Genomic DNA, 13,192 nt, shown 5'->3' with positions numbered 1-13,192 from the left:
ACGTGTTAAGTATGGAAGAATTGGAAGTTTTAATTGCAGATGTTACAGAGAAAATACAAAATCAAATTGTTCATCACAACCGTCAAGGACAACTAAACTATTATATAAGCCAATTACCTATAGACTACGAATCCAGTAACAATTATATTCAAGAAAAAGAAGGTAAAATACTTGTAATAGGTCAAAGTCAAGTTCGAAAAAAAGATTTTCGTGGAATAGCTTCAAGTCTTGGAATCGATTCTAAACGATTTGACTTAATTATCAGCTATGAAGAAGTGAAACGATTTCCTTTTAATAGATTAGCCTACAGTGATCACTATGATTATATTTTTGTAGGACCTATGCCACACAAAGTAAAAGGATTAGAAGATGAAGCAAGTATAATTGCACAAATAGAAAACAATCCAGATGTATATCCAGAACTAATTCGAGTTTTAAGTCAATCGGGAGAATTAAAAATTACAAAATCTAGCTTTAAAAGAGCTCTTGAAGAGAATATTATTTAAAAACTGGATATTAATATAGGGTATTACAGTTAATTACTATTACAAAAATATTGGCATAACGAAAAGGAGAAAAATTATGATTACTTCAGAAGAAATTAAAAGTCGTTTATGGGATGGCGCAAATGAATTACGTGGTTCAATGGATGCGAGTCGCTATAAAGACTATATGCTTGGATTAATGTTTTACAAATTTTTAAGTGATAAAACTCTTAATACGTTTAAAGAAAGTTCACAGTTAGGCAATGATATGAGCGAAAGAGAATTAGTTAAGGCATATAAAGAAGCTCATGATGCTTATGGGGATGCATTAAATAATACGATTCAAAGTTTACTTGGTTATTATGTTTTACCAGAATACTTATATCAAACTTGGTTAATGGATATTAATAATGGGGAATTTGAAGTACAAAAAGTAACAGATAGTCTACATAACTTTGAGCGTACGATTGTTATAGAAGAAGGAGCAGATGATTTTAAAGGCTTATTCTCTAGTTCAACAATCGATTTGACCGATACAGCTTTAGGAAGTAATTTAAATGAGCGTAGTCGAAATATTCAGCGCCTAATTCTATTGTTTGCAGACTTAAACATGGTTGCTTTACAAAAAGGTGATATCTTAGGAGATGCTTATGAATATCTTATTGGGCAGTTTGCGATGGAGTCCGGTGCGAAAGCTGGAGAGTTCTACACACCAAAGCAAGTAAGTGAAGTAATGGCTCGAATTGTTGCGAAGTCATCAGAAATTCGTTCGATTTATGACCCAACAGTTGGTTCTGGATCATTACTTTTAACTGTTGCAAAACATTTAGATACACATGAACAGAGGAATCTATCTTATTATGGTCAAGAAAAGAACACAGCAACTTATAACTTAACACGAATGAACTTACTGCTTCATGGAGTTCGTCCTGAAAAAATGACGATTAAAAATGGGGATACCTTGGCTGAGGATTGGCCAGAAGATCCAGAACGACCAAATGAGGGAGTTCAATTCGACGCAGTAGTCATGAACCCACCATATTCTGTAAAAGGGTGGAATCGTTTTGACTTAACAGTGAGTGATCCGCGTTTTGAAGTTGCTGGAGTACTTCCACCACCAAGTCGAGGAGATTTCGCTTTCTTACTTCATGGACTTTTCCACTTAGGTCAAGAAGGAACGATGGCGATTGTTTTACCACATGGTGTATTATTCCGTGGGGGTGCAGAAGGTGAAATTCGTCAACGCCTATTAGAGAAAAATTACATTGATACGATTATTGGCATGCCCTCAAGCTTGTTTACCAATACAGGTATTCCAGTAACCGTTATGATCTTAAAGAAAAACCGAGCACTCGATGAGCCTGTTTTAATGATTGATGCATCAAAAAACTTTATTAAAGTAGGAAAACAAAATGTCTTAGAAGAAAAAGATATCGCAAAGATTGTAGATACGTACACTTCAAGGGAAGAAATAGAGGGATACAGTTATAATGTCTCACGAGAAGAAATCATTGAGAATGAATATAATCTAAATATCCCACGCTATGTAGTGCAACCAGATGAAGAGATCCCTCATGATGTAGATGCACATTTATACGGTGGAATTCCAAAAGAAAACATCGAAAACCTCCATGTACTAAATGAAGTTGCACCGACTATTTTAAAAAATGCTTTAGAAGAAATTCGACCAAATTATTTTGAGTTAAATCAAGAAATAGATAAGCTGACTGAAAGTGTTTTAAATAATGAAGAAATGAAAGAAAAAGCAGCTGAAATGAATGAACGAATTACTGATTATATCAACCATTACTGGCCAACCTTAAAACAAGTAGATGACCCAGCAGATGTTCGACCATTAATGGAAGAAATGTTAGTAGAAATTAAGGAAATCCTTACCAACTTTAAGCATTTGAATATTTATGATGGTTATCAGTTAGTCGCTGAACTATGGGAAAATTATCTAACAGAAGATGTAGAGAAAATATCAGCAGGTGATTTCTATGAACTAGGTCGCTCAAGAGAACCAAATATCGTGACTAAAGGAACAGGTAAAAACAAACGTGAAGAGCAAGAAGGTTGGATTGGTACGCTAGTACCAATTGATTTAATTCGTAAAGAACTCTATGAAGAAGAGGCGAATCTGATTGAAGAAATTGAAGCAAAGATGAGTGAAGTTGAGTTAGAACTTGATGAGCTAGTTGAATCAGCCCAAGTGGAGGATTCTGTTGAGAATGAAATTCTTGGTGAATCATTAAACGCAAGCAAGAATTCATTTACTGTTGGAAACATTCGCAAAGAAATTAAAAACTATGAAGAAAATACTGAAGAATATGAATTAGTTCAAAGAGTTCTAGATTTGCTATCTAAACGAACAAAAACTAATCGAACTATACGTGAAAAAACACAAGCACTCGATATGAAAGTGCAAAACCGTATTTTGGAATTAACGGATCAAGAAATTGATCAACTAGTGTATAAAAGATGGTTTGGTGATTTAGTAGAAGAAATGATTCGTTTAATTGAGGAACCACTGAAAGAAGAGTTAGATATCTTAAAAGAACTAGACAAACGATACAAAGATACTTTAGATGACTTAGATGCTGAATACAAAAGGCTTGAAGACAGCTTTAAAGAAATGACTAGTCAATTGGTGGTGACAGATAGTGAGTAAAGAAAAGTTGGTACCGAAGTTAAGATTTGAGGGATTTGAAAACAATGAGTGGATTCCATATAAATTAAAAAATATAGTTAGGTTTAGCAAAGGTAGAGGATATTCTAAAAATGATTTATTAGAACAAGGTTCTCCTATTATATTATATGGAAGAATGTATACAAATTATGAAATAATTATTCGTGATGTAGACACTTATGCAAAACCTAAAGAAAATACAATTTATAGTAAGGGAACAGAAGTGATAGTTCCTTCATCAGGTGAAACAGCAGAAGATATTGCTAGAGCCTCATTTGTATCAAAAAAAGGAATTATCCTAGGTGGAGATTTAAATATTATGCATCTAATAGAAAATCATAATCCCTTGTTTCTAGCACTATCAATATCAAACGATGATAGAAAAAAAGAATTAATTAGGAGAGCTCAAGGGTCATCAGTTGTTCATTTATATAATACTGATCTTGAAAATGCTGTAGTTTATTTCCCGACATTAACTGAACAAAATAAGATAAGTTCTTATCTTGAAAAAATCGATAAAATGATTCAATTGCAACAATCAAAAGTAAATAAAGTAAAAGATCTTAAATCTGCTTATCTTTCTGAGATGTTTCCAAAAGAAGGAGAAAAATATCCAAAGAAACGATTTGAAGGATTTACAGAGCCATGGGAAGAGTACAAATTGAAAGATATGGGTCGATCCCTTACTGGTCTGTCAGGTAAATCTAAAAAAGATTTTGGTCATGGTGAAGCTGAATTTGTCACTTATATGAATGTATTTGATAATCCTATAGCCAAAAGTACTCAGACAGCTCAAGTCGAAGTTGATGAAAATCAGACAGAAGTTGAATATGGCGATATATTTTTTACAGTTTCCTCTGAAACACCTAATGAAGTAGGGATGTCTTCCGTGTGGCTTTATAATAGACCAAATGTATATCTGAACAGTTTTTGCTTTGGGTTTAGACCTACTATAAATCTGAACCCTTATTACATGGCTTATATGCTTAGATCACCAGAAATAAGAAAAAGATTTATTCTTTTAGCACAAGGGATTTCTAGATACAATATTTCAAAAACAAAAGCAATGGAATTATTATTTCCTATTCCATCAAATGAAGAACAAGAAAAAATTGGACAGTTCTTTAAGAATTTAGACAATCAAATCTCTATCGAAGAAAAGAAACTAGCTAAGTTAGAGAATTTAAAACAAGGGTATCTAAACGATATGTTTGTTTAGAAAGGGGGAAACTGTATGCAACAAAAAACATCATCGGAACAAGCATTTCAAGATCGGTTTGTGCGTGAATTAGAAAAATATAAATGGAAAGCACCTGACCATTTAGATGGAAATAAACAACGCGTAACAGTCAATCATTTAATTGAAAATTGGCGTCATGAACTGAATCGGATGAATGCCGATCAATTAGAAGGAGTTCCTTTAAGTGATGCAGAGTTCGAACAAGTCATGGCAAAGGTTAAACAAATTGATAATAGTTTTGAAGCTGCCAAACTTTTAGCGATGGAAGGATCAACTGGAAAAATTGATGGAATTTACCGAGATGATCATCCGGGTATTACTCGCCGACAAATTACGTTAACGATTTTTAAAAAGTCTCAAGTCCGTGGGGGTGATTCAAGCTACCAAATTGCTCGCGAAGTGGAGAGTGAGAACGGGAATCGCTTTGATATTGTCTTGTTAATTAATGGCTTGCCGTTAATTAACATTGAACAAAAGCGAACAGATAAATCTCTAGATGAAGCCTTTGGACAATTTAAACGCTACTATCGAGATGGAGAATTTGTCAATAATTTCATGGCATTCTCTCAAATGATGGTTATTATATCTGAGGTAGCAACTCGATATTTTGCGACTCCGAAATCTATTAATGACTTTAATAAAAGCTTTGTTTTTCAATGGGCAGATGAAGAGAATAACCCTATAAATGACTGGCAGAAAGTTGTTGAACGCTTTTTAATGATTCCAATGGCTCATCAGTTAGTTGGAGATTATTTAATTATTGATGAAGCGGAAGATGAAGAGAACCGAAGACACATGATCATGCGTCCCTATCAAGTATATGCTTTACAAGCAGTTGAACGCGCTGCCTTAGGATGGGGTGAAGATGGTATTCGTCATGGAGGCTATGTCTGGCACACAACCGGTTCTGGAAAAACGATTACAAGTTTTAAAACTGCTCTATTCCTATCGACTAGAGGTGGTTTTGATAAAGTGGTGTTTCTTGTAGACCGACGTTCACTAGATGCAGCAACAAGTGCAAACTTTAAAGCGTATGCTGCTTATGAATCTGTAACTGTTGATGACACTACGCATACATATCATCTAAAAAAGAAAATGCTTTCTAAACAACGTGGAATTATTGTGACGACGACTTTTAAACTGGATTCTTTAGTGAAAGACTTAATGGAAAATGAGAATTATAGTTTAGCTGATAAAAAGATTGTATTTATCATCGATGAAGCCCATCGAACAACCATGGGCAAAATGATGGTCAATATTAAGAGCTACTTTAAGAAAAACGGGCTTTTTTATGGTTTTACTGGAACACCATTATTTGATGAGAATAAATCAACTGGAATGATTAATGTACAAAGTGAAGTCATTGACACTACCGAAAAACTTTTCGGTCCAGAATTGCATAGTTATACGATTGACCAAGCAATTCGTGATGGGAATGTTTTAGGTTTTCATGTGGATTATATAAATACAGGAGAGTTCGAAGATTATTCTAGTTTAAGAGAAGATTTAGCGGAAAAAGTTTTAAATGATAAACCAGAACTCGGAGAAAGAGCAATTGAGCGAGAGTTACTTAGCAAGTCAGATGCAGAAATTGAACGAATGGCTGTCAAGGAAGGATTATTATCTTACCATGATGAAACGCACATTCCTCGAGTAGTAGAAGAAATACTTTCTAATTGGGAATCACAATCGCAAGAAAAATTCTTTAACGCTATTTTGACGGTTGCCTATAAGGATCGAGTTATTGCTTACTATAATGAATTTAAAAAAGCTTTAGCTAAGATGGATTACGATTTAAATGTTGCGATGACCTTTAGCTTTGGAAATGAAAATGACCCTGACGGTATTTCACCTGATGTGATCAGTGAGATGTTTAAAGACTATGGTAAATTTACAGGTATTGAGTTTCGCGTAGAAGATGGCGACAGTTATTTTAAAGATTTAGTGGTTCGATCGACTCGTGGAGGTAGTGGTCGCAATCCACGAAATATTGATTTGATTATTGTAGCAGATCAGTTACTAACAGGCTATGATTCAAAGTATGTGAATACTTTATATGTAGATCGTCCACTAGAGCTTCAAGGTTTAATTCAAGCTTATTCAAGAACCAATCGCGTACAAGGTCCTATGAAAGAATTTGGAACGATAATTAATTACAAATACCCAGCTATGACAGAAGAGCAAGTCAATCGTGCACTTACACTGTATGGTTCTGGTGGAACGAGTAGTCTAGCAATTGTTGAACATTATGAGGTTGCTGTTCATAAATTTAAAGAGGCTGTTGAGTGGATACAAGAAGTACTACCAGATCCAACAAATTGGGCAGATTTAGAAACAAACAATGAGCAATTGGATAATTTCATTGAATCATTCGCGCATGCAAATCAACAGTTAAATACTGTTCAGCAGTACTATGAATATGAATGGGATGATACAGAATTTGGAATAGATGAGCATCAGTGGATGAAATATATTGGTGCTTATAAAAACTTAAAGCCTGAAGAAGATAACACTGAAATTTTACCAGTTCAGCCCTTAGTTGGTCGAGCTAAATTGTCAGGTACTCAAGTCATTGATGCGGATCATATCTTAGGATTGATTGGAGATCGTGTAAGTAGTAAAGACGGTATTCAAACAGTTGATACAGAGACTTTACGGATTATACATCAACAAATCCAAGAGTTAAGTGATATGGGTGAAGATGATCAAGCGAAACTATTAAAAGAGTTTGTGGATACTGAATTAGTAACCGGAAATTTATCTAGTAATTCACGTTTTGATGATTTGTTTGAAAAATGGAAAGAGAACAAAGTCCAAAGAGAAATTGATGTATTTGCGAAAGATTGGGGCCTTGACGCGAATTTACTATCTGAATCTGTTAAAGAATATTCTTTAAATAAAAAAGAAGTTATTCCTTATATTGAAGACCTACAACGGAGTGTAAATTATGAAGAAGCTAGAAAACCAGAAGTTAGTCCACTCATGCATACCATGCATCTTGTAAATGAAGCTTTGCCAGAGTATATGGTAGAGATAAAAAATAAGTATAAATAGACGAATAAATTATTAGGTAAAAGATAATCGATTAACTAAACCCTATATCCATCAGTTAAGGATATAGGGTTTTCTTGAAATAAACAGCTTTTTAAATTTAATATGAGAGTAGGTGAATTTATGACTATTGGAAAATTATTTGAAGTAGATATTAGAGACCTTTTGTAACATGAGCAGTATGACTTTTCTAACTGGCTTTCAAAATCTGAAAATATGGAAGAACTTAATAATACTGTTGGGATAACTCTTACTGATATTGAAAAAGAAGCTTATGTTGGTGCGTATCGTTGTGATTTAGTAGCAATTGATGAGTTTTATGCTAGAATGCTAAATCAAAATGTTCCACTATTCTATTTTGATTTTGAAAATTATACTAATTAAATAGTGTGCTATTAGTTTACTTTGAAAAAGTACTATTTTTTTTAAAACATAGGCGTATGCGTGTAAATTGAGTATAAATCATTACCAAAACCATTACTATATAACTATAAATGTTGATGTAAAGGGGTTCAGTTGAGCCCCTCAGTTCACAAATTTACTGCAGATAAAAACAGCATACTACAGCTAAAGTGTTTGATACTGAGATTAGCTGCAATCAAGAAAAAAGTATCGCTGCATTAATATTGAAAAAATGTAAGCTAGCACTACGATGTTGAGAGTATCCTCGCACTAATGTCTCGCAAACATCAACTATTACAATAATCCAATATATATATATCCACCAAAAATGAATTAACACAACACATTATATTTACACAAAAATTCCCGAAATCAATAATAGATTTTCGGGAATTAAAATTATTTCACTAAAAATTTTTTTATGTTTGAAATTATTTGTTTTTCTACTTGTGTTGAAAGTGTTGTTTCGTCTTCATTGAACATTGCATCTGCTTCAACGTCTACGTTGCTTACAAAGTAATAGTCATTATTGCTCATATAATCTTGGTCTTCAAGCAGGACGTTTTCTAGGTTATTGTGTTCATGTGCATTTGGTTCTGATAAAACGATTGCTGTCATTCCGTTGTTATAAAAGTCCATATAATACTCGAGCATCTTATTTAAGTTATGCTGAGGTAATACTTCGTCATTGTAGTCTTGAATTTGTAATGCACTAATCATGACAGCGTCTGAGTTATCAAAATAGGGGAGTGTACCTAGGCTTGTTGTATTTCCTTCAATATCAATTCGTTTAAAGGAAATTGTATCAGTATTAAAGGCGTCTTCCAAACTAGAAATAAAATCATTGCTATAATAACTTGGCAGTAGTACAGATACCACGAGTGGTTCATTTTGTTCTTTTAGTTCTTGGTATCTTGCATTTAAATCTTCATCATTAAATATGTAGTTTTCTTCTTTTTGTGAAACATCCTCTTCTTTTTCTGAGTCTGGTTCAATATTTTTATCTTTGTGCTCATCTTTACTTACTTCAGTTTTTTTCTCAGACGGTGATTCTGTATCCACTGCGAGTTTACTTTTAGTCTCAAAACCAAAGTTTAATACGAGTAATCCGAGAAAAATTAAAGCAAGAATCCCTATGATGATTTTTTTCATTTAAGTGCTCCTCTCACTAGGTATAAAAAGTCTATATTTTGACTCTATATGTTATACTTATCACATATAAATAATAACACTTTCTATTGATTTAATCATTATGAAGTATGAAAACGGAATGATAGAATTGATAAAAATGAATGTAACAGAATCTATTCAAGATATATATTTAAAAGCGACATATCCACTTTTAAACACATTGAGAAAAGTTGTGGTTGAAGTTCATCACATTGGATCATCTACATTTAGTACTGAATTTAATACAATTGATATTCTTTTTGTGTGCAAAAAAAGTACGGATATATATGATTATCAAGAAATTTTAATCGCAGATGGCTACACGCCTAGTAAAGAGAAGTCGCCATTTTTTCGGAATCTTCTTATCTTAACTAAAGAGATCGACCAATTGAGCACACGGTATATCTTTATTAGTGAGAATGATGTACGTGTTAAAGAAATTTTGGATTTATCGAATGTTATGAAAAAATCTAAAGTTTTACAAGATGAACTCATTGCCCTAAAGCGAGAAGGTGTTACGGACTACATTGATCAAAAATTTAAATTTTATAGCGATGTCAAAGACATTATGCTGAAAGGTACTGTTCTATGAAAACTGCAAGAATTATCTATAATCCTACGGCTGGTAAAGAAACGTTTCAAGCAGAGTTACCAGAAGTGTTGTCACGTTTAGAAGATGCAGGATATGTTGCGAGTGCCCATCGCACGAAAGGTAAAGGTGATGCTACTTTAGCGGCGAAGAATGCGAGTATTAATGGATTTGATCTTGTAATAGCCGTTGGTGGAGATGGGACTGTTAATGAAGTCATTAACGGCCTGTTTCAATTTGATGAACGTCCGACTCTCGGCGTTATTCCGATGGGTACTGTGAATGACTTTACGCGGGCATTAGGAATTCCTAATGACATTTTTGATGCACTCGATGTTATTATTAATGGAGAAACTGGAAACATCGACATTGGAGTTATGAATGGTAAATATTTCATGAATATTGCTGGAGCTGGAAAAATTACCGAGGTGAGCTACGAGGCACCTAGTCGATTAAAAACAGTAATCGGATCTCTAGCATACTACGTAAAAGGAATCGAGTTAATACCGCAAATTTCTGCGTTTCCAATTAGAATCGAGTATGATGACGAAGTTTATACTGGAAAAGTCATGCTCTTTTTAATTGGGCTTACAAACTCAATTGGTGGTTTTGAGAAGCTCGTACCAGACGCTAAACTAGATGACGGACAGTTTTCTCTTTTAATCTTAGAAGAAGTAAACTTAGCAGAACTTGCGCATGTCCTTACACTTGCTATGCGTGGAGAACACTTTAAGCACAGCAAAGTAAAGTTTATAAGTGCGAGAAATGTAAATGTTTCAAGCTACGAAGATGTACAACTGAATCTTGATGGTGAGTTTGGAGGCATGTTACCCGCTCAATTTAAGAACTTAAAACAGGCATTAGAAATTCGCATGAAAAAAGAGGCTGACTAAACATCGGCCTCTTCTTTATGTAGTGTCTCTGTGTTTGAATGAACTTCATCAGTGTGTTCTTGTGTATTATGTGCTTCATTGAATTCTTCTAAGTGAGTTTGTCGCACTAACGTATAATTTAAAACCATGAACAATGCGATTCCCGAAATGATTACTGCTGGCAAACCGATTTCAAAAATAGTAATAAAACAATAAGCAAACATAATCCAGAGTAATAATTTTGATGACTTCATTAATCGCACCACCTTTACATGTTCAATAGTATTATTATAATGAAAAAAAGAGAGTTTTTAAAGTATTTTAAGGAGAGATGTCAAGTGAGTGACATTCTACAAGGTTCTGTACTCAATTTAACACATGAAAGTAAAGGTGTTGTAAAAATTGGGCATTTTCCTGTTTTTATCAAAAATAGTTTACCAGATGAAGATATAGAATATAAAATTACGAAAAAGAAAAGTAAGTTTGCTGAGGGCGAACTTGTGCGTATTTTAAAAGAGAACGAGAGACGTGTATCTCCGCCGTGCCCGTACTTTTTTGAGTGTGGTGGATGTCAGACACAACATATGGATGACTCACTTGAAATCGAATTTAAGACAGAGAGTGTAAAAAATACGCTAAGTCGACATATTAAAAATATAAAAGTGAACACATGCGTATCGAAACATCTATATGATTATAGAAATAAATCTGTGTTCCATGTGCGTGAAGTGGATGGGGACGTTCATATTGGTTTCTATAAAGACAAATCAAGAGATATTGTTGATGTGAATTATTGTATGATTCAAAAACCCATTGCGAATGACATCATTAAAACCGTTAGAAAGTTAATAAAGACATACAATATTTCAGCATACAATGAAAAGTCAGGTAAAGGGTATCTGAGAAATATTATTATCCGTTCAAATAATGATAATAGCGAAATTCAAGTTGTGTTTGTGACGAATTCAGAATCACCGATTAATAAGAGGTTTGTAGAAGATCTGGTTCATGCACATCAAATGATCACAAGTGTCATTCAAAATGTAAATCAGAAACGTACAAATCTCGTGACAGGCAGAGAATCGAGAGTGATTCATGGAAATGAACGTATTCAAGATAAACTGCTTGGTAAGACGTTTAAACTTCGTCACCAGTCATTTTATCAGGTCAATCATGGTGTGACAGAACTTCTATATCAAGAAGCGATTGACCGAGCGCAATTAACAGAAGATGATATTGTCATCGACGCATATTGTGGCGTAGGAACGATTGGGCAAATTGCGAGTCCTTATGTTAAAAAAGTAATTGGTATTGAAGTAGTCGAAGAAGCGATTCGAGATGCAAAAGAAAATGCAGAGTTAAATGATCGTACGAATACTGAGTACCATGTTGGTAAAGCAGAAGAGATTATGAAACAATTGGTTAAGAACAATGTGCAGCCAGACGTTGTGTTTATCGACCCTCCGAGAGTGGGGACGGACAAAGACTTTTTAGACGCGGTACTCGAGGTCGCACCGGACCGTATTGTGTACATCTCGTGTAATCCGGCAACACTTGGAAGAGATATTAAGATTTTAAGCGAACAATATGAAATAGACGACGTCACTCCATTTAACATGTTTGGAAAAACGTATCATGTTGAAGCGGTGTGTTCGATGATTAAAAAAACAACATAAATATAAATTAAATAAAGTTAGTGATGTGATACTTATATGAGTCATTTCAAAAATCATAAAGGCTACTCTCGAATGTTCAAGGAGAATCATTTAACAATCGGTTTATCTATTCCACTTGAGACATATAAAGGTAGCATGCCAGAAATGAATCTTAAAGAGCAGATGAGGCTCGCTAAACTCGCAGATGATCTAGACTTTGCAGCACTCATGGTGCGTGATATTCCGTTACTCGACCCGTCATTTAGAGATGTCGGGCAGATGTATGATCCATGGGTGTATTTAGGATATCTTGCTGCTCACACAAAGAATATCGCACTCGTCACTGCGAGTGTAATCACGTCATTCCAACATCCACTGAATCTCGCAAAATCAGCAGCATCACTTGATAAGATTTCAGGGGGACGCCTTGTGTTAGGGCTTGCCACTGGAGATCGTGATGTTGAATTCGAAGCGTTTCAGGTGGATGAAAACAAGCGCGCTGAATATTTCCGTGAAGCTTGTTTAGTCATGAAAGACATTTGGAGTAAAGAATTTCCAAAAATACTGACAGAAAGAGTCAACATGACAGGTTCGACGGATATGATTCCAAAACCTGAAATAGGAGATATTCCAATCATGGTCACGAGTTTCTCGGGACAGACATTAGAGTGGATTGCGGAGCACAGTGATGGATGGTTTGGGTATTCCCATTCACCAGAGCAACAAAAAAGATTCACAGATGAATACCGTGAACGTGCTGGACAGTTTAAACCATATGCCCAAATTTTAAGTCTACAACTTTTAAAAGAACCTAATGCACCTAGAGAACAAATCTTTATGGGCACTCAAACGGGACGCAATGCATTAATTGATGAGCTAAACATTTTAAAAGAATCTGGCGTCAATCACGTCTATTTAAATCTAAAATCAAGTGAACGACCAATGGACGAAATGATGGAAGAACTTGCAGAATACGTTTTGCCACACTTTAAGACGATAGAAGAATAAGCATAAAAAAAGAGCGCTAATTTTTACTGAA

The 13,192-nt window shown here is 34.4% G+C and carries 11 protein-coding genes; 9 read left to right on the top strand and 2 right to left on the bottom strand.

The features are described from left to right. The first annotated feature begins 11 nt into the window (after positions 1-11). From IEU51_RS08425 to IEU51_RS08405, 5 genes are all read left to right on the top strand, one after another. A complete protein-coding gene (locus IEU51_RS08425; RefSeq protein ID WP_188349297.1) occupies positions 12-506 on the top strand; it encodes a hypothetical protein in 495 nt (164 codons plus the stop codon). A gap of 76 nt (positions 507-582) precedes the next feature. Further along, positions 583-3,156, top strand: a complete 2,574-nt coding sequence (locus IEU51_RS08420) for a type I restriction-modification system subunit M (RefSeq protein WP_186088503.1) — start codon at positions 583-585, stop codon at positions 3,154-3,156. Continuing rightward, positions 3,149-4,393, top strand: a complete 1,245-nt coding sequence (locus IEU51_RS08415; protein WP_186088504.1) for a restriction endonuclease subunit S — start codon at positions 3,149-3,151, stop codon at positions 4,391-4,393. Before IEU51_RS08420 ends, IEU51_RS08415 begins: the two co-directional genes overlap by 8 nt. A 15-nt stretch (positions 4,394-4,408) precedes the next feature. Then, a complete protein-coding gene (locus tag IEU51_RS08410) occupies positions 4,409-7,468 on the top strand; it encodes a type I restriction endonuclease subunit R (protein ID WP_186088505.1) in 3,060 nt (1,019 codons plus the stop codon). Between the two features lie 213 nt (positions 7,469-7,681). Then, the gene (locus IEU51_RS08405; protein ID WP_186088506.1) at positions 7,682-7,849 is read left to right on the top strand and encodes a hypothetical protein; all 168 of its coding nucleotides are present in this window, start codon (positions 7,682-7,684) and stop codon (positions 7,847-7,849) included. A gap of 417 nt (positions 7,850-8,266) precedes the next feature. Here the strand turns inward: IEU51_RS08405 and IEU51_RS08400 are convergent, their stop codons facing one another. Then, on the bottom strand, positions 8,267-9,019 hold the full coding sequence (locus tag IEU51_RS08400) for a hypothetical protein (RefSeq protein ID WP_186088507.1): 753 nt from the start codon (positions 9,017-9,019) through the stop codon (positions 8,267-8,269). A 100-nt stretch (positions 9,020-9,119) separates the two neighbouring features. On the opposite strand from IEU51_RS08400, the gene IEU51_RS08395 reads away from it, so the two are divergent. Both IEU51_RS08395 and IEU51_RS08390 read left to right on the top strand, forming a co-directional pair. Further along, positions 9,120-9,629, top strand: coding sequence for a GrpB family protein (locus IEU51_RS08395; RefSeq protein ID WP_186088508.1), 510 nt, complete (start codon positions 9,120-9,122; stop codon positions 9,627-9,629). Continuing rightward, positions 9,626-10,519 carry a diacylglycerol kinase gene (locus IEU51_RS08390; RefSeq protein WP_186088509.1) on the top strand — a complete coding sequence of 298 codons (894 nt, stop codon included), beginning with the start codon at positions 9,626-9,628 and terminating at the stop codon, positions 10,517-10,519. The genes IEU51_RS08395 and IEU51_RS08390 overlap by 4 nt, the downstream gene beginning before the upstream one ends. Here the strand turns inward: IEU51_RS08390 and IEU51_RS08385 are convergent. After that, complete coding sequence (locus IEU51_RS08385; protein WP_186088510.1) at positions 10,516-10,752, bottom strand: hypothetical protein; 237 nt, start codon at positions 10,750-10,752, stop codon at positions 10,516-10,518. The genes IEU51_RS08390 and IEU51_RS08385 overlap by 4 nt on opposite strands. Positions 10,753-10,836: 84 nt before the next feature. Between IEU51_RS08385 and rlmD the strand changes: the two genes are divergently transcribed. Both rlmD and IEU51_RS08375 read left to right on the top strand, forming a co-directional pair. Continuing rightward, complete coding sequence (gene rlmD, locus IEU51_RS08380) at positions 10,837-12,174, top strand: 23S rRNA (uracil(1939)-C(5))-methyltransferase RlmD (RefSeq protein WP_186088511.1); 1,338 nt, start codon at positions 10,837-10,839, stop codon at positions 12,172-12,174. A gap of 36 nt (positions 12,175-12,210) precedes the next feature. Continuing rightward, complete coding sequence (locus IEU51_RS08375; protein WP_186088512.1) at positions 12,211-13,161, top strand: LLM class oxidoreductase; 951 nt, start codon at positions 12,211-12,213, stop codon at positions 13,159-13,161. Positions 13,162-13,192: the final 31 nt, after the last annotated feature.

The organism is Phocicoccus schoeneichii, assembly GCF_014635565.1.
Taxonomy (GTDB): domain Bacteria; phylum Bacillota; class Bacilli; order Staphylococcales; family Salinicoccaceae; genus Phocicoccus; species Phocicoccus schoeneichii.
This window is presented reverse-complemented; position numbering and strand designations above follow the sequence as displayed.

What these genes read in the sequence shown, in the direction of transcription:
- IEU51_RS08425 (WP_188349297.1), top strand. Translation starts at nt 12, where the DNA reads ATGGAAGAATTGGAAGTTTTAATTGCAGATGTTACAGAGAAAATACAA.
- IEU51_RS08420 (WP_186088503.1), top strand. Translation starts at nt 583, where the DNA reads ATGATTACTTCAGAAGAAATTAAAAGTCGTTTATGGGATGGCGCAAAT.
- IEU51_RS08410 (WP_186088505.1), top strand. Translation starts at nt 4,409, where the DNA reads ATGCAACAAAAAACATCATCGGAACAAGCATTTCAAGATCGGTTTGTG.
- IEU51_RS08405 (WP_186088506.1), top strand. Translation starts at nt 7,682, where the DNA reads ATGGAAGAACTTAATAATACTGTTGGGATAACTCTTACTGATATTGAA.
- IEU51_RS08400 (WP_186088507.1), bottom strand. Translation starts at nt 9,019, where the DNA reads ATGAAAAAAATCATCATAGGGATTCTTGCTTTAATTTTTCTCGGATTA.
- IEU51_RS08395 (WP_186088508.1), top strand. Translation starts at nt 9,120, where the DNA reads ATGAAGTATGAAAACGGAATGATAGAATTGATAAAAATGAATGTAACA.
- IEU51_RS08390 (WP_186088509.1), top strand. Translation starts at nt 9,626, where the DNA reads ATGAAAACTGCAAGAATTATCTATAATCCTACGGCTGGTAAAGAAACG.
- IEU51_RS08385 (WP_186088510.1), bottom strand. Translation starts at nt 10,752, where the DNA reads ATGAAGTCATCAAAATTATTACTCTGGATTATGTTTGCTTATTGTTTT.
- IEU51_RS08375 (WP_186088512.1), top strand. Translation starts at nt 12,211, where the DNA reads ATGAGTCATTTCAAAAATCATAAAGGCTACTCTCGAATGTTCAAGGAG.